Source organism: Glycomyces arizonensis DSM 44726 (genome assembly GCF_000482705.1).
GTDB lineage: Bacteria > Actinomycetota > Actinomycetes > Mycobacteriales > Micromonosporaceae > Glycomyces > Glycomyces arizonensis.
Genome location: NZ_AXWO01000035.1, coordinates 12,700 through 35,627 on the forward strand (window position 1 = coordinate 12,700; position 22,928 = coordinate 35,627).

Genomic DNA, 22,928 nt, shown 5'->3' on the forward strand with positions numbered 1-22,928 from the left:
ACGGCTCCCGAGCGTCGCCGCGAAGGCGAGTCCACGGCCGGCCGGCTTCGCCGCGAAGGGGAAAGCCGCCGGATGCTGAGCACGCGCAACCTCAAAGCAGGCGACGTCCTGGACGGGCGGTACCGGCTCGAACGCCGCGTCGGCGGCGGAGGCATGGGCGACGTCTGGGAGGGCACCGACACGGTCCTGTGGCGCACCGTCGCCGTCAAGATCCTGCTCGCCGACCTCGTCGACGACCGCGGCTTCCGCGAGCGCTTCCGGCGCGAGGCCCGCGCCATCGCCGTCATGAAGGGCCCTGGCGTCGTCGAGGTCTACGACTACGGCGAGACCGACGACGGCGACGCCGCCATCGCCTACCTCATCATGGAGTTCGTCGACGGCCAGCCGCTGTCGCGGCTGCTCGGCCTGTGGGGCAAGCTCGGCTCGGCCGACACGCTCCGCATCATCGGCGGCGTCGCCGAGGCGCTCCAGGTCGCCCACGGCGCCGGGATCGTCCACCGGGACATCAAACCGGGCAACATCCTCGTCCGCGACGACGGCTCGGTCGTCCTGGTGGACTTCGGGATCGCCCGCGCCGGCCACAATCTCACCCTCACCACCACCGGCGTCGTCCTCGGCACCGTCACCTACATGTCGCCCGAGCAGGCCGCGGGCGAGAACCTCACGGCGGCCTCGGACCTGTACTCGCTGGGCGTCGTCGCCCACCAGTGCCTCGCCGGGTCGCCGCCGTTCAAGGCCGACACGCCGCTCGGCGTGCTCTCGGCGCACCTGCGCAACGCACCGCCGTCGCTGCCGCCCGACGTGCCCCGCGAGGTCGACGCCATCGTCGCCAGGGCCCTGCAGAAGGACCCCTCGTCCCGCTGGCCCGACGGGGCCTCGTTCGCCCGGGCCTGCTACGAGATCCGCGCGATGATCACCGCGGTGGATCCGCCGCGCCACCCGTCGCCGCCGGTCGAGCCGGTGCCGCAGACGCCCCCGAACGCGCCGACCCTCCACACCGGGCCGCACACCGGCGCGCACCCGATGCCACCGGCCGCCCCCACCGCGGTGGCCCCGCCCGGCACCGCAGCACCGCGGCGCCGCGGGCGGCTGTGGGTCGCGTTCGCTTCGGCGCTGGTCGTGATCACCACTGCCGGGGCGATCGCCGCCGCCAGCCCGTGGCACGACGCGACGAGCCCCGGCGTCGCGGCCGCCACCGCGAGCGGCGCGGTCACCGACGTGCACGGCCAGGACATCGACGAGCCGGTCGGCGACGGCGAGGAGGGCGCCCTGCCCGCCCCGGAGGGCGAATCCGATGCGGCCTCGGCCTCCGCGGCGACCGAGACACCGAGCGAGGGGCCGACCACGGCACCGGCCGAGGGCGCCGAGCCCACCGGCGGCGCCAGCACCTCGCCGTCTCCCAGCGCGACGAGCCCCTCGCCCACGCCGCAGCCGGTGTCCGTCCCCGACCTATCGGGGCTGTCCGAGGCGCTGGCGCGCCAGCGGATCGAGGAGGCCGGGCTGACTGCGGCCGCGGACCCCAGCAGCGGCACCGGCGACTACTCGTGCGGCGTCGTCAACCAGATCCCCGGCGCGAACACGCAGGCCGACCCCGGCACGACGGTGCACTTCACCGTCCAGAAGGCCGCCGACGCCGCATCGTGCAAGACCGAGTCGGACGAGACGCCCCCGCCGACGGACCCGACGCCATAGACGGCAGAGGGCTCCCGGCCGCGGCCGGGAGCCCTCTGCCACTGTCCGGCCCTACTGGCCGGCCGCGTCCCTCGCCTCTTGGAGCCGGTCGAGCGCCGCGAACAACTCGTCCAGGGCCGCGCCCGCCTCGGCTTCGGAGCCCGAGGCGCGGGCTTCCTCATAGGCGGTCTGCGCGTCGAGGACGTCCTGGATCGCCGCCGCCACTTCGGGCGGCTCCTCGCCGCCGGCGGGGGCCTCCGTCGACGGCGCCTCGCCGGTCGGCTCCTCCGTCGGCTCCTCGGTCCCCTCGCCTTCGGTACCCTCCTCGACCTCTTCGGCGGCGGTCGGCCTGCCCTGCAGGTAGTCCTGCACGACCTGTTCGAGCGCCCCCAACTGGTCCCTGGGGTACTCCTCGATCGGCGTCTCCTCGAAGTCGCAGCTGCGCTCGGGGTCGTCGGGGTCGACGCAGGTGAACTCCTGGGCGTAGCCGACATAGCCGCCGTAGCTGACCGCGACGCGCCGCAGCAGCGGCAGCGTCGTGCCCTCGCCGCCCGACTGCCTGCGCAGGTACATCGGCTCCATGTAGAGGATGCCGTCGCCCACCGGCAGCGCGAGCAGGTTGCCCCACTCGACGTCGGTGCCCTGCTGCTGGAAGAGCCTGAGCTCCTCGGCGACGTCGGTGGTGGAGGTGATGATCTGGTGCACCTGCCCCACCGACTGGTCGTCACCGCCCGAGACGTCGTAGAGCACCAGCTGCGGGTCGCCGTTCTCGTCGTAGTAGCCGGACATGAGGCTCGCCAGCGCGTTCTCGCGGTTGCGCGGCACGTACGTGCCGGTCAGCTGGAAGTGCGAACTGTCCTGGTTCGGGTACTGCGCGAAGACGTAGTAGGGCGGCTGGGAGACCCCGTTGCCCTGCGAGGGGTCGTCGGGCGTCGCCCAGGCCTCGCCGCCTTCGATGAAGGTCCGCGCCTCGTCGACGTGGTAGCGCTGGAGGATGTTGCGCTGGACCTTGAACAGGTCCTGCGGGTAGCGGAAGTGCTCGACCAGCTCCGGCGGCGTGTCCTCCTTCGGCGTGATCAGGTCGCCGCCGTAGACCTCGTTCCAGGCCTTGAGGATCGGGTCCTCGTCGTCGAACTCGTAGAGCTTGACCGAGCCGTCGTAGGCGTTGACGACGGCCTTGACCGAGGAGCGGATGTAGTTGACCTCCTCGGACTCCTGCGTGGCCACGCCCTGGCCGGAGTAGGTGTCGTTGGTGGCCTCGGCCAGGTTGGTCCGGTCGGCGTAGGGGAAGTCGTTCGTCGTGGTGTAGCCGTCGACGATCCACACGATGTCGCCGTCGACGACCGCCGGGTACGGGTCGGCCTCGATGGTCAGGAACGGGGCGACGTCCTGGACGCGGTCGCGGATGTTGCGGTTGTACAGCAGCTGCGACTCGTCGTTGATCTGGCCCGAGAGCAGGAACCGCGGCTCCTGGAACTCCCAGGCGTACAGCAGGCGCGTGGTCCACGAGCCGATGTCGACCCCGCCGCCGCCCTGGTAGGTGGTGTAGCGGTCCGAGCCGATCTCCTCGGCCTCGGAGTCGTCGCTGTCCTCGGTGGTGACGGCGATGTCCGCGGGGCGGTCGTACTCGCGCGGCGTCTCGCCCTCGGGGACGCCGACGATCGCGTACTGGTTCTCGTCGGTCAGCAGCCCGTAGTAGATCTGGGGCCGGTCGACGTCGAGGAAGTCCTCGGTGGCCTCGCACTGCCCGGCCTCGGCGTCGTCGGAGCGCATGACGCCGTTCATGAAGTACGGGCCGCCGTTGCAGTTCTCGGTGCTCGACGCGGCGACGAAGCCCCAGCCGTGGGTGTAGACGGTGTGCTGGACGGTCCAGTCCTGCTGCTCGCCGGTCAGCTGGTCGGGGTTGAGCTCGCGCAGGCCGACCACGAAGTCCTCGGTGACCTCTTCGCCGTCCGCGTTGGTGTAGGTGTAGCGGTCGATGTCGAGCTTGTCGTTGAAGTCGTAGAAGCTGCGCGGCTGCTGGCGCTGGGTGAAGGCGTCGGAGACGATGAAGGGGTCGATCAGGCGCGTGTAGGGCACCGTCCCGGTGTCGGTCTCAAGCTGCTGGGCGTCGGGGGTGGAGGCGACGGAGTACGTCTCTCGCTCCAGCTCCTCCATGCCGTAGGCGTAGCGGGTGCCGTCGATGGTGTACTGGGCGTACTGGCCTTCGCGCTGGGGCCGGTTGGGTTCGACCTGGAAGTTGCGGACCACGGCCGGGTAGATGCCGCCGGCGGCGATCGCGGTGACCACGACCAGGCCGAGCGCGGCCCCGGGCAGGATGAACGATCTTGTGAAACCCCAGGAGAACACGAGGATGACGAGCGCCGCGACGACCGAGACCCAGATGAGCGCGTTCTTCGCGTTCATCAGGGCGGTCATCTCGGTGTAGCCGCCGCCGACGATGTTGGTGACCTCGTTCTCCTGCGTGGTGAAGTTGAACCGGTCGAAGTAGTAGGCGACGGCCTTGAGGCCGAGGAACAGCGCCACCAGGATCGACAGGTGGATGCGCGCGACGTTGGTCATGCGCTCGCCCTGGCCGGAGAAGCGCAGCGCCCCGTACAGGTAGTAGGCTCCCAGAGAGGCGATGATGCCGACGACGACGGCGGCGAAGCCGAAGCCGATGAGGAACTGCCAGAACGGCAGGCGGAACACGTAGAAGCCGGCGTCCATGTGCATGACCGGGTCGGTCCAGCCGAAGTCGCCTCCGGCGCGGAACAGCAGCCAGGTCTCCCAGCGGGACTGGGCGGACATGCCGGCGAAGATGCCGACGACGACGGCGATCCCGCCGATCCACCATCCGGCGCGGGGGGCGATCATCTCCCGGTAGCGTTCGAGGCCTTCCTGCTCGGAGGTGGCCGGCCAGGTGTCGGGCCGGAAGCGCCAGGCGAGGTAGAGGTTGAGGCCGGTCCAGGCGGCCATGGCGAGCGTGAACACGGCGAACAGCCCGATCCGGGTCCACATCATGGTCGAGAAGACGGCCGTGTACCCGACCGAGTCGTACCAGAGGTAGTTGGTGCGGAGGCTGACCAGCCAACCGAGCACCGACAGTAGCACGATGGCGGCCACGATGAGGATCAGTACATAGCGTCCTCGTCGGCTCATCCGTGGGGGCGTGGGCGTCCGATTCGCCACTCTAAGCAACTCCTTTGTGTCTCATCGCAACGACGAGTGGTGTTCAACAGGTCGCCACTGCTTCTCCAGCGGTGATGGACTCCAGTGCGGCGACCGCGTCCGTCAGGGTTTCCACCTTGACAATAGTCATGTTCTCGGGTGCGACCGAGACGGCGTCGGCACAGTTCGTGGCCGGGGAGAGGAACACTTCGGCGCCCGCGTCGGCGGCGGCCATGATCTTCTGCTGGATGCCTCCGATGCCGCCGACGTTGCCCTGGGGGTCGATCTCGCCGGTGCCGGCGACGGTGAGGCCGCCGGTGAGCTCGCCTTCGGTGACGGTGTCGACGATGCCGAGGGCGAAGATCATGCCGGCCGAGGGGCCGCCGATGTTGAGCGCCGAGGTGTCGATCTCGATGCCGTAGGGGTCTTCGCGGTTCAGTTGGAGTTCGGCCTCGCCGAGGGCGGCCGAGACGGTGGTCTTGGTGCCGTCGCGGTCGACGGTCACCTCGGTTTCGCCTTCAGCGAAATCTTCGAGATCGGTGAGGTCGTCGACGGGGGTGCCTTCGACTTGGAGGAGGATGTCGCCCTTGCTGAGGCCGCCGCCATCGGCGGCGGCGCGGATCTCGGCGGGCTGGTCGAGGTAGGCGAGCGCGGCCTGCTCGGCGTTGGACTGGGACTCGACCCAGTCGGCCTCCTGCTCGGCGGTGATCTCCTCCTGGCTCTGGTCGGGAGGATAGATGAGGTCGCGGGGGATGATGGCGTGCTCATCGGACATCCAGTAGCGCAGGGCCTGCGCGAGGGTGACGCTCTGCTTGACGCGCACCGTGGTCAGGCGCAGCTCGCCCGAGGTCTCGTACGAGACGTCGGCGGTGATGATCTGGTGTTCGACGTCGTCCTCGTCGGTGACGGCGCCGAGGACGTCCTCGGTGGGGCCGGGGCCCATGACCACGTAGGCGACGTCCATCGACAGCGACTGCCAGGTCAGCAGGGCTACCAGCGCCGCGCCGATGAGGACTGTTATTCCGCGCCTCTTCATGGCCGGAAGCCTACATGGCGGCAGCCATGTGGGCTTCCGGCTGTGAAGTCGGGAAGCGCAGCATGGGCGGAAGGTCCGCGAAGCGGACTCGCGCCCGACGCAGGAGGGCGGGACCTACATGGCGGCAGCCATGTGGGCTTCCGGCCGTGAAGTCGAGAAGCGCAGCATGGCCGGAAGGTCCGCGAAGCGGACTCGCGGGAATGGCGTCCATGAGGCACGGAAAACCCAGCGTGGCGATTCCCTAATTCGATGCGGCCCATTCCGCTATAAGCGGACGGCATAAGGCGCCTGAGATTGCCGGGCCGTGGTTATCAGGGGAGTCTCTGACGTACGGTTGGCGCATGGGCTCCGACATTCCATTCGGTTTCGGCAACCTGGGCGGCGACCTGCCTGACCCGAACGACCCGCGAGTGCAGCAGATGATGCAGCAACTCCAACAGATGATGGCGCAGTCGCTGTCCTCCGGCCCGGTCAACTGGCAGCTGGCCAAGCAGCTCGCCGAGTCCGAGCTGGCCGATGAGAACACCGTCGGCCCGGCCGACCAGGCCGCGGTCTCCGAGGCCGTGCGCCTGGCCGACCTGTGGCTCGACGGCGTCACCGACTGGCCGTCGGGCGTCTCGGCCACCGACGCCTGGACGCGCAAGCAGTGGATCTCGCAGACCGAGGACTCCTGGAAGCAGCTGGCCGAGCCGCTCGCCGGCCAGATGGGCGAGGCGATGCAGACGCTCGTGCCCGAGGAGATGTCGGGGATGCTCGGCCCGATGGCCGACCTGATGAAGGGCGTCGGCTCGGCGCTGTTCGGCGCCCAGATGGGGCAGGCGCTCGCCAAGCTCGCCGGGGAGGTCCTCTCCTCGACCGAGGTCGGCCTGCCGCTGGGGAAGACCGGCGTCGCCGCGATCCTGCCGGGCAACCTCACCGCCTACGCCGAGGGCCTGGAGCTCCCGGTCGAGGAGGTCCGGCTGTTCGTCGCGCTGCGCGAGGCCGCGACGCACCGGCTGTTCACGCACACGCCGTGGCTCCGCTCGCACCTGCTGGGCGCGCTCGAGGCGTACGCGCGGGAGATCCGCATCGACGAGGCCGCCATCGAGGAGGCCATGGCCGACATCGACCCGACCGATCCCGAGGCCGCGGCCACGATGGATCTGAGCGAGGTCTTCAAGCCCGAGGACACCGAGCAGCAGAAGGCGGCGCTGTCGCGGCTGGCGACGACGCTGGCGCTCATCACCGGCTGGATCAACGTGGTGGTCGCCGACGCCGCTGGTGAGCGGCTGCCCACGATGGATCGGCTCTTGGAGTCGGCCAGGCGCCGCCGGGCGACCGGCGGCCCGACGGAGCAGACGTTCGAGGCGCTGGTGGGGTTGCAGCTCGACCAGGGCAAGGTGGTGGCGGCCGAGCGGCTGTGGAGGTCGCTGGCCGAGGCGCGGGGCATCGAGGGGCGCGAAGCGGTGTGGGCGCACCCGGATCTGATGCCGAGCGCGGTCGATCTGGAGCATCCCGAGGGCTTCGCGACGGTGTCCGAGGCGCTGGGCGACCTGGACATGTCGATATTCGACCAGTTGGCGGTCAACGACCCGAAGCCGCCCGAAGAGGACGAGGACGACGAGAAGTAGCGTCCGGAGCGGTCTTCAGGCCGACGCTTCGGCGTCGGCGATGCCTTCGAGGTAGCCGCGTGCCCGCTCGGCCTTGGAGTAGCGGCTGACCAGGTCCCAGAAGGGCCGCGAGTGGTCGGGGTGGACCAGGTGCGCGAGCTCGTGGAGCAGGACGTAGTCGATGACCCATGAGGGCATCATGGTGATCCGGCGCGAGATCCGGATGGTGCCGTCGTCGGGGGTGCACGAGCCCCAGCGCCGCTGCTGGTTGTCGACCCATTTGACGCTGACGGGGAGGGCGCACTCGGGGTGGTCGGGGTAGTAGCGCCTGGCGAGTCTGACGGCTCTGGCTCTGAGCGCGGTGTCGCTCGCGCGGCCGTCGCGGGCCTCGCGGCGGCGCAGTCGTTCGAGCATGTGGTCGATCCACTCGCGCTCCTCGGTCTCCGAGAAGGTGCTGGGGATCATGACGACGACGCGGCCTCGTTCCTCGTAGGCCGCCACGGTGGCACGGCGCCGGGATGAGCGCCGCACTTCAACGGGGGGATGCACTTTGCGCGCCATGACCGCACATTAATCCCTAGGAGTGACAATCGCATAACACGAAAGTCGAGATTATGTGGGTCATGCCGTAAACATCACGAAAGTCCCCTCGCCAGTTTCCCGGTATCCGGGACGAAGCGAGGGGGAGGGCGTCCTTGGCGAAAGCAGCGGGTCCTAAGGTGACCCGCGCGAGCGTGGTCACGACGCCTTGCCGAGAATCCGGTTCATCTTGGTGCCGCACTTCGGGCACGTCCCCTTGGCCATCCGGCGCCCGGAGTCGGACACGACCACATGGCCCTCGAAGTCTCGCTTCTGACGGCACTTGACGCAGTAGCCGTTGTAAGTCTCGGTAGCTTGAGCCACTGGTATCCCCCTTGCTGTCAACGGTCACGCTGTGCGACCGCCTGGCCTCAGAATGCCACATATTTCACAGCTGTAAGTCCCGCCGCGCCGCTTCACCCGTGTGGGGTACCCCCGAACGCGAGCCTCACCCGCACGGGGGGCGAAATACGGTGTCGGCGTGAGAGCATGGGGAACGTGAGCGACAGGCATGGAAACACCCATTCGAGCGACGACCTTCCTCGGCGGGCCTTCTCCCGGGGCATGAAGCTCGCCTCCCTGCCGCTGGGTCTGGCCGGACGCGCAACCGTCGGGTTCGGCAAGCGGGTCACCGGCCTGGCGGACGAGATCCTCGGCGAGCAGGCGCAGCGACGGACCGCCGAGCACCTGTTCAGCGTGCTCGGGCAGCTCAAGGGCGGGGCGATGAAGCTCGGTCAGGCCCTGTCGGTCTTCGAGGCGGCGCTCCCCGAGCATCTGGCCTCCCCGTACCGGCAGGCCCTGACGAAGCTCCAGAACGCGGCGCCGCCGCTGCCGGCCGCCAGCGTCCACGGCGTGCTCGCGCGGCAGATCGGCGATGACTGGCGCGAGCGGTTCGCCTCCTTCGACGACACCCCGGCCGCGGCGGCGAGCATCGGCCAGGTCCACCGGGCGGTGTGGCACGACGGGCGCGAGGTGGCCGTCAAGATCCAGTACCCGGGCGCGGGCGACGCGCTGCGGTCGGACCTGCGCCAGCTGGCGCGGATCGCGCCGCTGTTCAAGGTGCTGCAGCCGAACTTCGACGTCAAGAAGCTCACCGTGGAGCTGCGCGAGCGGCTGCTGGAAGAGCTCGACTACGAGCTGGAGGCCCAGGCGCAGCGCCAGTTCGCCGACGCCTACCGCGGCGACGGGCAGATCCGCGTCCCGGAGGTCGTCCACGCCAGCTCCGAGGTGCTCGTGACCGAGTGGGTCAGCGGGACGCCGCTCGCGGAGGTGATCGCCGAGGGCACGCCCGAGATGCGGGACCGGGCGGGGCTGCTGCTGGCGACGCTGCACTTCTCGGCGCCGAAGCGGGCCGGGCTGCTGCACGCCGACCCGCACCCGGGGAACTTCGCGCTGGGCGACGACGGCCGCCTGATCGTCTACGACTTCGGCGCGGCGGCGCGGATGCCGGGCGGCATGCCGATCCAGGTGGGGCGTTTGACGAAGCTCACACTGGAGGGCAAGTCCGAGGAGGTCGTCGAGGGGCTGCGCAGGGAGGGCTTCGTCCCCGCGGACCTGGAGATCGACGCCCCGGCGATCATGGACTTCCTGCTGCCGATGCTCGAACCGCTGGGGGTCGAGGAGTTCCAGTTCTCGCGGGAGTGGCTGCGCAAGGAGAGCACGCGGCTGACGAACCAGAAGTCGGAGGCGTACAAGCTGGGCAAGCAGCTGAGCTTCCCGCCGTCGTATCTGCTGATCCACCGGGTGACGATGGGCTCGATCGGGGTGCTGTGCCAACTCGGCGCCCGGGGCCGCTGGCGGGACATCCTCGAAACCTGGCTCCCCGGCTTCGCCGACCCCGGCCAAGAGGACGACACCCCCGAGCTGGAGGCGTGACCCGAGCGCTCGTCGACGATCCGCCCATAATCCCGGGCCCCGCGCTGGAGACGTGACCGGAGGGCCCCCTGGAGTTGTCCACAGGCACGACCGGAGTGACAGTTACTCACTCCGGTCTCTCTTTATTGTCCTGACCAGCGAAGACATCACTGGCCTCAAAAGTTATCCACAGGCCGAAAACTTTTCCTTGCGCCCTCTTGACAACTCGGGTGATGATCTTGCGAAAACCTCGAACTGGCTTTACTCGTCCTCTGTAGGCCGGCGGTGCTAGTGGGATCCGCGGACACCGCCATAGAAGATCGCGCGCGGGTAGCTCCCGCGCGCGGCGCCTGCAGAGGACCCCTCCCCCGGGGAAGCGGGGGTGTCGGCCCGTCCGGACGGGCCGACACCCCCGCCCACACGAAACGCCTTCCCCCGCCCGCCTGTGATGCCCGGCCGCATCCCAACCGGCGAGGTCGGCGCAGCGAGCCCCACAGGGGCCTTGCGGCGATCGCCGCCCGGATACAACGAGAGGGGCCCATCCCTGTCGGGATGGACCCCTCTAGCCAACGCATTCGTTGCGGCTTCAAAGCCTGCCACGGCGGTGCTTGCGAGCCGTAAATTCGGTTCGAGCATGCCCGGCTTCCTTCCACAGACTCCGCATCCGGATGCGTCCGACGCGTCCGAACAGCAGGTTCGCCGAGCCCACGGCCCGACCTGCCTCGACCTCCCTGATCGGCAGTTCGAAGTCCTGGGAGCCGACGTCACGCTTGAGGTGGCGGCTCAGGTAATCGACCGTCACGACACATTCACCCCCGCCAACGCGAGTTCGGCGGTCCGCGCGTCGAGCTCGGCCTGCGCCGCCTGCTCGATGACGGCGGCGTCCTTGCGGGGCCGTCCGCGGGGCCGCTTGCGGGCGACGACGGCGCCCTTCTCGAAGATCTCGCCGCCCCAGACGCCCCACGGCTCGTGGCGCTCGAGGGCCCCGGTGAGGCACTCCACGCGCACCGGGCAGTCGGCGCACAGGGACTTGGCGAATTCGAGTTCCGTCGGGGACTCCGAGAACCACAGGTCCGCGTCGTATTCGCGGCAGGGCAGGTCGCTGCCGGTCTCGCAGGCCTGCTCGCGGAGCTCAGGTCCGATGAGGGTGTCGGTCATGAACTCGGTCTCCTCTCTCATTTCGATCGGCATCGTGCTCGATGAAGTCGGTCGCGTCCGTACTTGTTGAGGACTCAATTGCTTCGCAATCTGTCTCGTTTTCGTTCTTTGCCTTGCTGTGGGCTTCGCGACCTGGTCTGATGCCATAAAAAATGGCCGCGATCCCTGTGGCGGGAGTCGCGGCCTCGAGAGGTCCGATGGGGCTTCTGAATAAGCCCCTCAGGTGTTCTCGAGGCGGTCTCCCGCGGGTGGCGCCGTGGCGCTTGAGGCCGACGCTCGGCTGGGCCTGCCAGTCGGCGATGCCGACGGCGGAGCCGTCCCGAACGCGTCCGATAAACGCGACAGCGCCCATATCGGTGCTGTGGACATTCGTCGTGCCCTCGACCGTCGTGAGTTCGAGGACGGCAGAGGGCAGAGTGATGCCACGGACCGGAGCGGGGACGGGTGCGAGCCGGCAATAGACGGCGCCAGTGGGCAGCATCGTCTCCGCGCGCGTGCCTGGGAAGTCATTTGTCAGCAACACTGTCAGCCTCTCCTTCCTTCGTCCGTGGTCGTCATGGGTCTACATCTCCTCTTGCCGCTGGTGAGGCGCATACCTCACCCCGGCATGCGCAACGCTACGCCCGCTTGCCTCGGGAGCGCAACGCCTTTTTCGGGGAGTCGTCAAAGAATTTTCTTGCAAGTGATCATCGGTGTCAGTTCCCGTCACTTGAGACCGCAACCGCTTCCTCGACAGTGCCGCCGTTGACCAGGCACAACACCGCGGGGCCGTACTTGTCGAGTTTGGATTTGCCGATGCCGTGGAGGGAGGCGAGCTCAGTGTCGGATGCCGGACAGCGCTCCGCTATGGCGATCAAGGTCACATCCGTGAAGACCGTGAAGGCCGGCTTGCCGCCTTCCTTGGCGATGGTGACGCGCCACTCCCGCAGCCGCTCGAACAGCTCTTCGTCCATTGTCGCCGGACAGTCGGCGCAATGTCCGAGCTTGCGGTCGCGCGCGTCGGTCAGCGGCTTGCCGCAGCCCGAGCAGTCGAGCACCTTCGCGGGCTTCTTGGTCCGCTGGCGCGGACCGGCCGCCGAGGGCTCCGGCGCGCGGGGGAACCCGCCGAGCCCGAGCGGGGCCAGGAAGCGGCTGAGCTTGCGTTCGCGCCCACCGGGGTTGCGCGACAGCCCATATGAGAGTTGCAGCCATTCGCGGGCGCGCGTGATGCCCACGTACAGCAGCCGCCGCTCCTCCTCCCGGGCCTCGTCGGTGCGGGCGAACGTCGTCGGAAGCGTCCCGTCGGCCAGGCCGACGAGGAAGACCGCGTCCCACTCCAGGCCCTTGGCCGAGTGCAGGCTCGCGAGGGTCACCCCTTCGACGGCGGGGGCGTGCTGCTCCGAGGCTCGGCGGCCGAGCTCGGCGCAGAACTCCTCCAGGGTCGGGCCTCGGTCTTCTCCTTCGGAGTCGGCCGTGCTCTCGTCTTCGCGGCTTGCCTCGTATTGCCTTGCGAACTGATCGGCGAGTCCCGCCAGGGCCGCCACCGCCTCGTACTGCTCGCGCTGCGCCCCACCGGAGGGCGCCGCGCCCGGCCGCCAGCCGACCGCCTCCAGCGCCGCCGGGACGGCCTCGGCCAGCGGCAGCTCGCCGATGTCGTTCTTGGCCGCCGCACGCAAGGCCACCACGGCCTGGCGCACCTCGGGCCGGTCGAAGAACCGCGCCGCGCCGGTCACCACGGTCGGCACCGCGTAGGAGGCCATCGCCTCCTCATATGCCTGCGATTGGGCGTTGGTGCGGTACAGCACCGCGATCTGCGAGGGGCTGGTGCCGTCGGCGATGAGCTGCGAGCAGCGCCGGGCGACCATCTCGGCCTCCTCGGCCTCGTCTTTGAACGTCTCGGCGAACACCTCGCGCCCGGACGGGCGCTGGCCGATCAGTTCGAGCCGCATCGCCGCCTCGCGGCCCTTCGATTCGCCGATGATGCTGTTGGCCAGGCCCACCACCTGCGGCGTGGACCGGTAGTCGCGCACCAGGCGCACGAGGGCGGCGTCGGGGTAACGGCGGGTGAAGTCGAGCAGGTACCGCGAGGTGGCGCCGGTGAAGGAGTAGATGGTCTGGCTGGCGTCGCCGACGACGGTGAGGTCGTCCCGGTCGCCGAGCCAGGCGTCGAGCAGCCGCTGCTGGAGCGGGGTGACGTCCTGGTACTCGTCGACGACGAAGAACCGGTACTGGCTGCGGATCCGGTCGGCGGCGGCCTCGTCCTCGCCGATCATGTCGGCAGTGTGGGCGAGGACGTCGGCGAAGTCCATCAGCCCGGCCCGCTGCTTGCCCTCGACGTAGGCGGCGTAGACCTTGGCGACGTCCTCGGGGGCGGCGGGGGCGTCGCGCCCGAGCTTCGCGATGGTCGCGGCGTAGTCGTCCGGGCCGATCAGCGACGATGCGGCCCATTCGATCTCGGTGGCGAGGTCGAAGTTCTTGGCGCGGGAGGTCTTGAGTCCGGTGCGGGCGGCGGCGATGGCGACGAACTTGAGGGCGGAGTCGACCAGTTCGGGCATGCCGCCGCGGAAGTGCCGGGCGCCGAAGTAGCGCAGCTGCCGCAGCGCCGCGGAGTGGAAGGTGCGGGCGTTGACGCCGGTGACGCCGAGCCCGCGCAGCCGGTCGCGCATCTCCCCCGCGGCCCGCGCGGTGAAGGTCACAGCGGTGACGTGCTGGCCTCGCAGGTCGCCTCGCCTTACGCGCCAAGCGATCCGGTGCGTGACGGCGCGGGTCTTGCCGGTGCCGGCGCCCGCGAGGATGCACACCGGCCCGGCGTCGGCGGTCACCGCCTCGCGCTGCTCAGGGTCGAGATCGGCTAGGAGGTGATCGAGTTCCCGGTCGCGCGAAGTCACCCCGACAGTGTCGCAGAGCCCTGTGACAGGACCCGGGGCCCCGTCCGCGGCGGGGTGTGCGCGCCGCCACGTCTCGCGCGGCTGCGCGCGGAATGCCGCGGGCGCGCACGGCGTTAGGGTTCATGACGAAGGAGGATCCATGATCACCATGTACAGCACCACGTGGTGCGGTTACTGCAAGCGGTTGAAGATCGGGCTCGATCGGGAGGGCGTCCTGTACAAGGAGGTCAACATCGAGGACGATCCGGAGGCCGCCGAGTGGGTCATGGGCGTCAACGGCGGCAACCAGACCGTGCCCACGGTGCGGGGGACCGCCCCGTCGGGCGAGGAGTTCGCGCTGACCAACCCGAGTGTGAGCCAGATCAAGGCGGCGCTCGGCGTCTGAGGCCGGGACGGCCGCGCCCCATCGACGCGGTCCCTTTCTCACATCTGACGCGCATCGGCCCCTGTCACCGCACGGTGGCGGGGGCCGCGTTCGTTTCGGGCGAAGCGGGTTCGTCCTGGCGCAGCATCCGGCGCCCCACGGGGGCGAGCGCGATCCAGAGCACGATCGCGGTGAGGAGCATGTTGCCGCTGTAGGGCAGTTCGACGGCGGCCTCGCCGGCGCCGATCGCGATGGCGGCGGTGACGAGGACGGCCGTGAGGGCGGGGACGCGGCGCAGCGCGGCCGCCTGGATGGACAGGATCACCAGGCCGAGGAACAGCAGGGACGGGACGACCGAGTAGACCGCCGCTTCGACGAGGGGGTTGGCGGTGACCTGGTCGGAGTGCGCGCTCATCTCGGCCGGGGTGGCGGTGGCGAATCCGTTCCACAGGTCGACGATCATCTGCGCGGTGACGGCGGCACCGCCGATGAGCGTGAAGGCGAGGGCGAATCCGGCGAGGAGGCGCCCGGCCAGGCTGCGGGCGCCGATGGTCCGGTGGATCCCGGCGAACCCCACCACGAGCATGAGGTAGCCGGGCAGCCAGATCAGGTGGGCGATGGTCCAGTACGGTTCGCCGCCGCCTTCGCCGCCGAGGCGCATGGCGGCCCAGCCGAGCAGGACGCCGATCGGGGCGAGGACGAGGGAGGCGCCCGCGGCACGGGTGAGTTTCGGGTTCTTGGTGGTCACGCCTCGAGCGTATAGTTGCAGAATTTTTTATGCAAGTATTTTTCTGCAACCTTTTCGCCGCCCGACCCGCCTCCGCCGTCCGCCTATGATCGAGTGATGTCCCAGGCGCCCATCGAACACTCGCCGGCGGCCTTGAAGGCCCTCTCCAGCGCCCTGCGCCGCAAGATCCTGCACCACCTCGGCGTCCACGGGCCGGGGAACTCGACCACGATCGCCCGGGCCGTCGACGAGAGCACCGGCACCACGAGCTACCACCTGCGGGTGCTCGCCGACGCGGGGCTGGTGCGCGAGATCCCCGAGCGCGCCAAGGGCCGCGAGCGCTGGTGGGGCGTCGTGCGCGGCGACCGGCGGATGCCCGCTCCGGCCTCGCTGTCCGAGGACGACCGCCTGGCCGCCGCGGCGCTGCGGCGCTCGATGATGGCCGAGGACCTCGAACTGCTGCAGCTCGGCTACGAGATCGCCGAGCGCGACCGGGACGCCGCTCAAGGCTCGCGCTCGGGCGGGTACGCGACCAAGGCGGAGCTCCAAGCGTTCCACGACGAGTACCTCGCCCTGCTGCACCGCTACCTCCATCCTCCGGAGGACGCGCCCGAGGGCGCCGTCCCGGTGGTCGTGCGCTGGTACGCCTTCCCCGATCCGCGGGTGTGAGGCCCTGCTGCGGCGCACCGGGACGCGGGAAAAGTCGAGCCCGGCGCTTGACTTGTGCCACATGCCGAGACTATGGTCACGTTTAGGACACAGAGCCGGTAACATGCTCTATAGTTGAGTCGTCAAGCTTGCTTGGCTGCTTCGAGGGGTGGCAGCCAAGCATTCAGGCCCGGGATGGATCCGTCCCGGGCCTTTTCTCTGCCCCGGATCCGCCAGCGCGACGGACGCCCCGAACCCGTTCCCGGCCAAGGCCGTCGCCCCCGCCCGCCATGAGGAGCCGCCCGATGTCGTCGCCCCGAGCCGCCCTCGGCGTCGCCCTGATCATGCTGTCGTCGGTGTTCTTCGGCGTCTGCGGCCCGTTCGGGAAGACCGTCATCCAGTCGGGCCTGGAACCGGTCCAGGTGACGTGGCTGCGCATCGTCGGCGTCGGCCTCATCGCCGTCGCCGCCGCTGCCTGGCCGCTGCTGCGCCTGCGCCGCGGCGGGACGAGGCCGCCGCTGGCGACGCTGGTCCTGTTCGGGCTCACCGCCGTCGCGGGCGTCCAGGCCTGCTACTTCATCGCCGTCGAGCGCCTCCCGGTCGGCATCGCCCTCCTGCTCGAGTTCATGGGCCCCATCGTCGTGGTCGCGTGGGTCCGGTTCGTGCGCCGCAGCCCCCTGCCGCGCGCCGCCGTGATCGGCGCGCTGCTCAGCCTCGCGGGGCTGTGCATCGTCGTCGAGGTCTGGTCGGGCCTGCGGCTGGACGCCGTCGGGCTACTGGCCGGGTCGGCCGCCGCGGCCTGCCAGGCCACCTATTTCCTCTCCGGCGAGCGGCTCACCGCGAAGGTCGACGTGCGCGTCATGCTCGCCGTCGGCTTCACCGTCGGGGCCCTCGCCCTCGCGCCGCTGGCCGCGCCGTGGGCGCTGGACTGGGCGTCGCTGTCCTCGCCGGTGTCGCTCGGCGGCCTGGAGACCACCAGCGTGGTCAGCCTCGTCGCGCTCGTCGCCTCCACCGCCGTCGCGTACGTGCTCGGCCTGACCGGGCTGCGGTTCCTGTCCGCGCCGGTGGCCGGGGCGCTCGGGTACGCCGAGGTCGTCGTGGCCGCGCTGTCGGCGTGGCTGCTGCTCGGCGAGGCTTTGACGGGGCCGCAGATCGTCGGCGGCCTGGTCGTCGTCGCCGGGGTCGTCACCGCCCAGCGGGCCGTCGCGAAGCGCCGCGCCCCCGCCGAGGAGCAGCTCACCGAAGCGGTGGTCTAGCCTTCGGCGAGCCAGCCCTCGATGAGGAAGCGGGCCACCGAGATCCGTATCGCGCTCGGCGTGTCCTCATCGGTCTCGATCCACATGCGGCGCACCTCTTCCCTGGTGAACCAGCGGGCGTCGACGATCTCGTCCTCTTGGACGCGCACCTCCTGGCTCGGGTCGGCGCTCGCCCGGTAGGCGAGCATGAGCGAGCGCGGGTAGGGCCACGGCTGGCTGGAGACGTAGGCGAGCCGGTCGAGCTTGAGGCCGGTCTCCTCCCCCACCTCGCGGTGGACGGCGGCCTCGGCGGACTCGCCCGGTTCGACGAACCCGGCGATGCACGCGTAGCGGGCGGCGCGCCGCACCGACCCCTGCGGCGGCTTGGCGCCGCCGTAGCGCTGGTGCTGGGCGAGCAGGACCCGGTCGGCGCCGTCGTCGATGAGGACGATGACGGCCGGGTCGGTGCGCGGGAAGACGCGGTCGCCCGCACCGGTCTCCAGCTCCCATCCCGCCTGGGCCGGGGCGAGCGCCTCCCCGGTCGTCGGATGGTAGCGGTAGGCCGATCGCCAGTGCATCATCGCGATGGCCTCGACGGCGACCGCGAGGTCGCGCCGGTCCCAGTGGCCGCCGATCCAGCGGGTGCGCAGGCCGTCGGGGACGGCCGTGATGACGGCGAACACGGGCGGGTCCTCGCCGCCGAGGTAGACGCGCTCGCCTTCGGGCGCGGTCTCGGCGTCGTGGTAGTGCAGGCCGTCTTCGTCGGCGTCGATGCGGTCGGCCTCGGGGTCGCAGGCGACGATCTGGGCCCGGGTCCAGGCGTCGGCGAGCCAGTCGGGTTCCCAGCGGTGCTCGGCGTGCCGGTCGAGCGCCTCGACCGCCAACGGCGGGCGGTTCACAGGACCTCGATTTCGGCGGTCTCGGACAGCGGCCCGGTGACCTCGGCGCCGTCGCCGAGGACGACGGTGACCGCGCCGTCGGGGCTCATCCGCTCGGCGGCGACGCGTTTGATGTCGGCCGGGGTGACCGCGCGCAGCCGCTCGGAGTGCTCGGCGAGCCATGACAGCGGCAGGCCGCAGGCGGCGAGCGCGGACGTGTAGTTCGCGATGCCGGACTGGGTGGCGGTGGCGAGCTTGACCGAGCCGAGCGCGTAGCGGCGGGCCAGGTCGAGCTCGGCCTCGTCCGGGGCTCGCTCGGCCATGCCGCGCAGCTCGGACACGACTTCGGCGAGCGCGGGCGCGGTCACCTCGGTGGCGACGTCGACGCTGGTGAGCTGCACCGATCCGGCCGGCGAGTGGTCCACTCTGGATCTTGGCGAGTAGCCGTAGCCCTTGGTCTCGCGCAGGTTCATGACCAGGCGCGAGGTGAAGTACCCGCCGTAGATGAGGTTCGCCAGGTGCTGGGCGGCGTTGTCGTCGTGGGTGCGCCCGACGGCCGGGTAGGCGATGCGGATCGCGGACTGGACCGATCCGGGCCGGTCGACCAGGACGACCGGGCCGGGCACGAGGCTCGGCAGCGGCTCCATGTGCCGCGGCTCGCCGGAGCCGTTCCAGGCGGCCAGCGACTTCTCGACGGCGGCCAGGGCCGCGTCGGGGTCGATGTCGCCGACGATGACCAGGCGCGAGCCGTCCGGGTGGAGGCGGGAGGCGTGGAGCGCCCGGACGTCGTCGCGTACGACGGCGGCGACCTCGGCGGCGGTCGGCTGCTGGTGGCCGTACGGGTGGTCGCCCCACAGCCTGGCGTCGAGCGCGCGGGAGACCTGGAAGTCGGGCTGCTGCTCGGCGACGGAGAGGCCGTCGATGATGCGGGACTGCTCGACGGCGAGCGGCGCCTCGGGGTAGTCGGCGGCGACGAGGATGTCGCCGAGGATGTCGAGCAGTTCGCTCAGTCCGCTGGCGAGGCAGGTGCCGGAGACGGCGAGCCGGTCGGGGTCGGCCCCGGCGCCCAGGCTCCCGCCGACGCCTTGGAGGCGCTGGGCGATCTCGGTCATCGTCGCCGACTCGGTGCCGGCGAACAGGGCCGCGGACAGGACGTCGGCGACGGCGAGGTCGGCGTGCGCGGCGGGGATCGACAGCCGCACTTCGGCGATCGGGACGCCGGGCCGGCGGACCAGCGTCACCGACAGGCCGTTGGGCAGGACGCGCTCGACCGGCGTCGGCAGGGCGAGCGGGACTTCCGGTGCGAGGCCGGGAACGGCGGTGCTCACTGGTTTCCTCCGGGAACGACTTCGATGACGGCGCGGCGGTTCTGGGTCATGGCCTCGGCGGCCCGCGCGACCGACTCGGCGGTGACCTCGCCGAGCAGCGTGGCGAACCGGGTGGCGTAGCGGGCGTCGCCGTGGAAGACCTCGGCGGTGGCGAGGCGGCGGGCGCGGCCCATGACCGAGTCGTCGCTGCGCAGCAGCTGGGCGGCGACGCGGGCCTTGATGCGGCCGAGCTCGGCCTCGTCGACGCCGCCCGCGACGCGCGCGAGCTCTTCGCCGACGGCGGCCATGACGGTGTCGGCGTCGCCGGTGGGCGGCAGGAACGCCTGTATGAGCAGGGCGGTGGGGCCTCTGGAGGCGAACGGCTCGGCCATGAAGGTGGCGTGGGCGGCGACGGCGGTGGCGGTGCGGTCGCGGTGGATGAGGCGCTCGACCAGGCGGGAGGCGTCGCCGTCGGTGAGCAGTTCGCCGAGGACGACGTAGGGCAGGAAGTCGGCCAGTTCGGTCACCGGGTCGGGGACGCGCCAGGCCATGGCGACGGCCGGGAGCGTGGCGCGTTCGTCCACGTAGGATTCGCGGCGCTCGGTGGTCAGGTCCGGCTCGGCGAAGGAGGGCAGCACCGGCGCGGTGCGGGCCTCGACGCCCGCGAAGTGCCGCTCGACCAGGGCGCGGGCGGTCTCGGGCTCGAAGTCGCCCGCGACGGAGAGGACGGCGTTGGAGGCCGGATAGAAGGCGTCGAAGAACGCCTGCGCGTCGTCGACGGTGGCGGCCTCCAGGTCGCCGAAGGAGCCGTAGCCGTCGTGGGCGTTGGGGAAGGTGTCGAACATGACCGGCGGGAGCTTGAGCCAGGGGAAGCCGCCGTAGGGGCGGTTGAGGACGTTGACCCTGATCTCCTCTTTGACGACGCTGACCTGGTTCTCCAGGTTCTCCTCGGTGATGGCCGGGCCCCGCATGCGGTCGGCCTCCAGGAACAGGGCCAGCTCCAGGCCGTTGGCCGGGAGCAGGTTGAAGTAGTCGGTGTAGTCGATGTGGGTCGAGCCGTTGAACGTGCCGCCCGCGGACTGGACGTGGCGCATGTGCTCGGCCTTGCCGACGTTGTGCGAGCCCTGGAACATCATGTGCTCGAACAGGTGCGCGAATCCGGTCCGGCCTTCTGGCTCCGAGCGCATGCCCACGTCGTACACCACCGCCACGCCGACCACCGGCGCGCCGGGGTCGGGGGCCAGGACCACCCGCAGTCCGTTGTCGAGGCGGAACGTCTCGATCGCGAACGCCGGTGCGGGAATCGTCGCAACAGTCATGGCCAGACCCTATCTCACGCGACCGCGCGTTGTTGATCACAGAAACTTGGATCCCGCGCGTGCACCTGCTTCACTTGCGAACTGTGAACAGGCAGCACACGACCCGCCACCGCGACGCGCGACGCGCCGCGGCCTCGTGCTGCCGAATGTGCGGCCGCTGAGGGCCCCCACGTCCGCCGCGCCCCGAAGCGGCAGCGAACCCACAGCGAAAGCGATCCTTCCTCCCATGTCTGAGCCCAGCATCAGCCTGTCCGGCGTGCGCAAGCGCTTCGGCGACACCGTCGCGCTCGACGGCGTCGACCTCGACGTCCAGCCGGGCGAGATCTTCGGCATCCTCGGGCGCTCCGGCGCCGGCAAGTCGACGCTGCTGCGCACCGTCAACCTCCTCACCAGGCCCGACGCGGGGACCGTCCGCGTCGACGGGGCCGAGCTCACCGCCCTGTCCGGGCGCGAGCTGCGGGCCGCCCGCGCCAAGACCGCGATGATCTTCCAGCATTTCAACCTGCTGTCCAACCGCAACGCCGCGTCCAATGTGGCGCTGCCGTTGCGCCTGGCGCGCACCCCCCGCGCCCGGCGCCGCGCCCGAGCGCTCGAACTGCTCGACCTGGTGGGCCTGGCCGACAAGGCCCGCGCCTACCCCGGGCAGCTCTCGGGCGGGCAGCGCCAGCGCCTGGCGATCGCCCGCGCCCTGGCCGCCGAACCGGCGGTGCTGCTCTCCGACGAGGCCACCAGCGCGCTCGACACCGACACCACCGACGAGATCCTCGACCTGCTCGCGCGGCTCAACCGCGAGCTCGGGCTGACGGTCCTGCTCATCACCCACGAACTCGAGGTCATCACCCGGATCTGCCACCGCGCCGCGGTGATGGAGGCCGGGCGATTCGCCGAGACCGGTCCGGTGCCCGAGCTCCTGGCCGACCCGGCCACGCGCCTGGGTTCTTCGGCGCGGCGCCTGGCCGCGCGCCTGCTCGGCGAGGAGGCCGTGCGATGAACGACCGGCTCGGCGAGCACCTCACCGAGGCGTTCTGGGAGACCCTCCACATCGTCGGCGTCTCCGGCGCTTGGACGCTGCTGGGCGGCCTGCTCCTCGGCACGGTCCTCTACGTCACCTCCAAGACCGGGCCCCGTCCGCTGGCCGCGGTGAACGCGCCGCTGGGCCTGGCGGTCAACGTCGGCCGCAGCGCGCCGTTCGTGCTGCTCATGGTCGCGGTGGTGCCGCTGACCAGGGCCCTGACCGGCACCACGATCGGCACCGAGGCGGCGATCGTGCCGCTCGCGGTGGCGTCGATCCCGTTCTACGCGCGATTGGTCGAATCCGCGCTCCTCGAAGTCCAGCCGGGCCTCATCGAGGCGGCCCGGTCCATGGGCGCGGGCGTGACGGCCCTGGTGTGGCGCGTGGTGCTGCCCGAGGCGACGCCGGGCCTCATCCGGGGCTTCACCGTGACGCTCGTCGCGGTCGTCTCGTACTCGGCGATGGCCGGGATCGTCGGCGGCGGCGGGCTGGGCGACCTGGCCTACCGCTACGGCTACCAGCGGTTCGAGACCGCGTACATGATCTGGCCGCTGGTGATCCTCGTCGTGCTCGTGCAGCTGTTCCAGATCCTCGGCGACCGGTGCGCCCGCACCCTCGACCGCCGATAAACCAGTAATTCCCATCCCACAAGGAGAAAACCATGTCCACTCGTCGTGCCCTCGCGGGCGCCTCCATCGCCGCCGCCACCGCGCTGGCCCTGACCGCCTGCGGCTCCGACTCGGACGAGCCGGCCGAGACCGACGGGACGGTCACCGTCGCCGCGACCTCCGTCCCCCACGCCGAGATCCTCCAGTTCATCAGCGACGAACTCGCCGCGGACGCCGACCTCACGATCGAGATCGAGGAGTTCAGCGACTACGCGCAGATCAACCCGGCCACCGAGGACGGCTCGGTGACCGCGAACTACTTCCAGACCCTCCCCTACCTGGAGGAGTTCAACGAGCAGCACGGCACCGACCTGACCGAGATCGCGCCGGTGCACATCGAGCCGCTCGCGCTGTACTCCAGCAGCGTCGACACCCTCGAGACGCTCCCCGAGGGCGCGCAGGTGGCGATCCCGAACGACGCCTCCAACGGCGGCCGGGCGCTCGCCCTCTTGGCCGACGCGGGCCTGATCACGCTCGCCGAGGGCGTGGACGTGACCGTGGCCACCGAGGACGACATCGCCGAGAACCCGCTGAACCTCGAGATCGTGCCCGTCGAGGCGCCGCAGCTGCCGCGCACGCTCGAGGACGTCGACGCGGCGGTCATCAACGGCAACTACGCGCTCGAAGCGGACCTGAGCCCGGCCGAGGACGCTTTGTACAGCGAGTCCGCCGAGGGCAACCCGTACGCGAACTACCTGGTGACCACGGCCGCGAACGCCGAGAACGAGGACGTCCTCAAGCTCGCCGAGCTGCTCCAGTCCGACGAGGTGAAGCAGTTCATCGAGCAGACCTACACCGACGGATCGGTCATCCCGGCCTCCTGAGGCCCGGCCCAACCCGGTTGCACCGGCCAGGACGCGACACGT

Annotated in this window: 19 protein-coding genes and 1 pseudogene; 9 read left to right on the forward strand and 11 right to left on the reverse strand. The window is 70.6% G+C overall.

Features of this window, described 5'->3' with window-relative positions; all coding sequences use genetic code 11:
* Positions 1 to 72: 72 nt before the first annotated feature.
* The gene (locus H613_RS29510; protein WP_051393573.1) at positions 73 to 1,692 is read left to right on the forward strand and encodes a protein kinase domain-containing protein; all 1,620 of its coding nucleotides are present in this window, start codon (positions 73 to 75) and stop codon (positions 1,690 to 1,692) included.
* Between the two features lie 51 nt (positions 1,693 to 1,743).
* On the opposite strand, the gene H613_RS27740 is transcribed toward H613_RS29510, so the two are convergent.
* Positions 1,744 to 4,812 carry a UPF0182 family membrane protein gene (locus H613_RS27740; protein ID WP_084546777.1) on the reverse strand — a complete coding sequence of 1,023 codons (3,069 nt, stop codon included), beginning with the start codon at positions 4,810 to 4,812 and terminating at the stop codon, positions 1,744 to 1,746.
* Between the two features lie 73 nt (positions 4,813 to 4,885).
* Positions 4,886 to 5,857 carry a YlbL family protein gene (locus H613_RS0119220; protein WP_026925070.1) on the reverse strand — a complete coding sequence of 324 codons (972 nt, stop codon included), beginning with the start codon at positions 5,855 to 5,857 and terminating at the stop codon, positions 4,886 to 4,888.
* Positions 5,858 to 6,198: 341 nt separating this feature from the next.
* On the opposite strand from H613_RS0119220, the gene H613_RS27745 reads away from it, so the two are divergent.
* Complete coding sequence (locus H613_RS27745) at positions 6,199 to 7,467, forward strand: zinc-dependent metalloprotease (RefSeq protein ID WP_051393575.1); 1,269 nt, start codon at positions 6,199 to 6,201, stop codon at positions 7,465 to 7,467.
* Between the two features lie 15 nt (positions 7,468 to 7,482).
* On the opposite strand, the gene H613_RS0119230 is transcribed toward H613_RS27745, so the two are convergent.
* Both H613_RS0119230 and H613_RS31500 read right to left on the reverse strand, forming a co-directional pair.
* Entirely contained in the window at positions 7,483 to 8,007 is a 525-nt protein-coding gene (locus tag H613_RS0119230; protein WP_026925071.1) for a M48 metallopeptidase family protein, read from the reverse strand.
* A 177-nt stretch (positions 8,008 to 8,184) separates the two neighbouring features.
* Positions 8,185 to 8,349, reverse strand: coding sequence for a DUF5679 domain-containing protein (locus H613_RS31500; protein ID WP_169732026.1), 165 nt, complete (start codon positions 8,347 to 8,349; stop codon positions 8,185 to 8,187).
* Between the two features lie 240 nt (positions 8,350 to 8,589).
* On the opposite strand from H613_RS31500, the gene H613_RS27750 reads away from it, so the two are divergent.
* Positions 8,590 to 9,900, forward strand: a complete 1,311-nt coding sequence (locus H613_RS27750) for an ABC1 kinase family protein (RefSeq protein ID WP_342673025.1) — start codon at positions 8,590 to 8,592, stop codon at positions 9,898 to 9,900.
* A gap of 565 nt (positions 9,901 to 10,465) precedes the next feature.
* Here H613_RS27750 and H613_RS31070 read toward each other — a convergent pair.
* The 3 genes from H613_RS31070 to H613_RS0119250 all read right to left on the reverse strand — a co-directional run bounded on the left by H613_RS31070 (position 10,466) and on the right by H613_RS0119250 (position 13,904).
* On the reverse strand, positions 10,466 to 10,681 hold the full coding sequence (locus H613_RS31070) for a hypothetical protein (RefSeq protein ID WP_156926138.1): 216 nt from the start codon (positions 10,679 to 10,681) through the stop codon (positions 10,466 to 10,468).
* Positions 10,678 to 11,037 carry a WhiB family transcriptional regulator gene (locus tag H613_RS0119245; RefSeq protein WP_026925072.1) on the reverse strand — a complete coding sequence of 120 codons (360 nt, stop codon included), beginning with the start codon at positions 11,035 to 11,037 and terminating at the stop codon, positions 10,678 to 10,680. The genes H613_RS31070 and H613_RS0119245 overlap by 4 nt, the downstream gene beginning before the upstream one ends.
* A gap of 695 nt (positions 11,038 to 11,732) precedes the next feature.
* The gene (locus H613_RS0119250; RefSeq protein ID WP_026925073.1) at positions 11,733 to 13,904 is read right to left on the reverse strand and encodes an ATP-dependent DNA helicase UvrD2; all 2,172 of its coding nucleotides are present in this window, start codon (positions 13,902 to 13,904) and stop codon (positions 11,733 to 11,735) included.
* A 139-nt stretch (positions 13,905 to 14,043) separates the two neighbouring features.
* On the opposite strand from H613_RS0119250, the gene H613_RS0119255 reads away from it, so the two are divergent.
* Positions 14,044 to 14,289 carry a mycoredoxin gene (locus H613_RS0119255; RefSeq protein WP_026925074.1) on the forward strand — a complete coding sequence of 82 codons (246 nt, stop codon included), beginning with the start codon at positions 14,044 to 14,046 and terminating at the stop codon, positions 14,287 to 14,289.
* 64 nt (positions 14,290 to 14,353) lie between these two features.
* On the opposite strand, the gene H613_RS0119260 is transcribed toward H613_RS0119255, so the two are convergent.
* The gene (locus H613_RS0119260) at positions 14,354 to 15,016 is read right to left on the reverse strand and encodes a hypothetical protein (protein ID WP_026925075.1); all 663 of its coding nucleotides are present in this window, start codon (positions 15,014 to 15,016) and stop codon (positions 14,354 to 14,356) included.
* Positions 15,017 to 15,112: 96 nt separating this feature from the next.
* On the opposite strand from H613_RS0119260, the gene H613_RS0119265 reads away from it, so the two are divergent.
* Together H613_RS0119265 and H613_RS27755 are read left to right on the forward strand one after the other, a co-directional pair.
* Complete coding sequence (locus H613_RS0119265; protein WP_035738627.1) at positions 15,113 to 15,664, forward strand: ArsR/SmtB family transcription factor; 552 nt, start codon at positions 15,113 to 15,115, stop codon at positions 15,662 to 15,664.
* Positions 15,665 to 15,948: 284 nt separating this feature from the next.
* Positions 15,949 to 16,899, forward strand: a complete 951-nt coding sequence (locus H613_RS27755) for an EamA family transporter (RefSeq protein ID WP_035738628.1) — start codon at positions 15,949 to 15,951, stop codon at positions 16,897 to 16,899.
* Here the strand turns inward: H613_RS27755 and nudC are convergent.
* From nudC to H613_RS0119285, 3 genes are read right to left on the reverse strand one after another with little or no spacing between them, the layout of a single operon-like run.
* Positions 16,896 to 17,777, reverse strand: coding sequence for an NAD(+) diphosphatase (nudC, locus tag H613_RS27760; RefSeq protein ID WP_035738630.1), 882 nt, complete (start codon positions 17,775 to 17,777; stop codon positions 16,896 to 16,898). The two genes, H613_RS27755 and nudC, sit on opposite strands and share 4 nt — an antisense overlap.
* Complete coding sequence (locus H613_RS0119280; protein WP_026925077.1) at positions 17,774 to 19,084, reverse strand: M16 family metallopeptidase; 1,311 nt, start codon at positions 19,082 to 19,084, stop codon at positions 17,774 to 17,776. The genes nudC and H613_RS0119280 overlap by 4 nt, the downstream gene beginning before the upstream one ends.
* Positions 19,081 to 20,382 carry a M16 family metallopeptidase gene (locus tag H613_RS0119285; RefSeq protein ID WP_035738631.1) on the reverse strand — a complete coding sequence of 434 codons (1,302 nt, stop codon included), beginning with the start codon at positions 20,380 to 20,382 and terminating at the stop codon, positions 19,081 to 19,083. Before H613_RS0119285 ends, H613_RS0119280 begins: the two co-directional genes overlap by 4 nt.
* A 226-nt stretch (positions 20,383 to 20,608) precedes the next feature.
* Here H613_RS0119285 and H613_RS27765 point away from each other — a divergent pair.
* The 3 genes and pseudogenes from H613_RS27765 to H613_RS0119300 form a co-directional block, all read left to right on the forward strand.
* Positions 20,609 to 21,325, forward strand: a pseudogene (locus H613_RS27765) (methionine ABC transporter ATP-binding protein); the annotation flags it as partial.
* Between the two features lie 44 nt (positions 21,326 to 21,369).
* The gene (locus tag H613_RS0119295) at positions 21,370 to 22,023 is read left to right on the forward strand and encodes a methionine ABC transporter permease (protein ID WP_026925079.1); all 654 of its coding nucleotides are present in this window, start codon (positions 21,370 to 21,372) and stop codon (positions 22,021 to 22,023) included.
* Positions 22,024 to 22,055: 32 nt separating this feature from the next.
* Entirely contained in the window at positions 22,056 to 22,886 is an 831-nt protein-coding gene (locus tag H613_RS0119300) for a MetQ/NlpA family ABC transporter substrate-binding protein (protein ID WP_026925080.1), read from the forward strand.
* The last annotated feature ends 42 nt before the right edge of the window (positions 22,887 to 22,928 follow it).

Excerpts from the sequence above, each read along its gene's own strand:
- H613_RS27750 (WP_342673025.1), top strand. The coding sequence starts at position 8,590 with ATGAAGCTCGCCTCCCTGCCGCTGGGTCTGGCCGGACGCGCAACCGTC.
- H613_RS0119230 (WP_026925071.1), bottom strand. The coding sequence starts at position 8,007 with ATGGCGCGCAAAGTGCATCCCCCCGTTGAAGTGCGGCGCTCATCCCGG.
- H613_RS27745 (WP_051393575.1), top strand. The coding sequence starts at position 6,199 with ATGGGCTCCGACATTCCATTCGGTTTCGGCAACCTGGGCGGCGACCTG.
- H613_RS0119265 (WP_035738627.1), top strand. The coding sequence starts at position 15,113 with ATGTCCCAGGCGCCCATCGAACACTCGCCGGCGGCCTTGAAGGCCCTC.
- H613_RS0119295 (WP_026925079.1), top strand. The coding sequence starts at position 21,370 with ATGAACGACCGGCTCGGCGAGCACCTCACCGAGGCGTTCTGGGAGACC.
- H613_RS27740 (WP_084546777.1), bottom strand. The coding sequence starts at position 4,812 with ATGAGCCGACGAGGACGCTATGTACTGATCCTCATCGTGGCCGCCATC.
- H613_RS0119300 (WP_026925080.1), top strand. The coding sequence starts at position 22,056 with ATGTCCACTCGTCGTGCCCTCGCGGGCGCCTCCATCGCCGCCGCCACC.
- H613_RS0119255 (WP_026925074.1), top strand. The coding sequence starts at position 14,044 with ATGATCACCATGTACAGCACCACGTGGTGCGGTTACTGCAAGCGGTTG.
- H613_RS0119245 (WP_026925072.1), bottom strand. The coding sequence starts at position 11,037 with ATGACCGACACCCTCATCGGACCTGAGCTCCGCGAGCAGGCCTGCGAG.
- H613_RS27755 (WP_035738628.1), top strand. The coding sequence starts at position 15,949 with ATGTCGTCGCCCCGAGCCGCCCTCGGCGTCGCCCTGATCATGCTGTCG.
- H613_RS0119285 (WP_035738631.1), bottom strand. The coding sequence starts at position 20,382 with ATGACTGTTGCGACGATTCCCGCACCGGCGTTCGCGATCGAGACGTTC.
- H613_RS29510 (WP_051393573.1), top strand. The coding sequence starts at position 73 with ATGCTGAGCACGCGCAACCTCAAAGCAGGCGACGTCCTGGACGGGCGG.
- H613_RS0119220 (WP_026925070.1), bottom strand. The coding sequence starts at position 5,857 with ATGAAGAGGCGCGGAATAACAGTCCTCATCGGCGCGGCGCTGGTAGCC.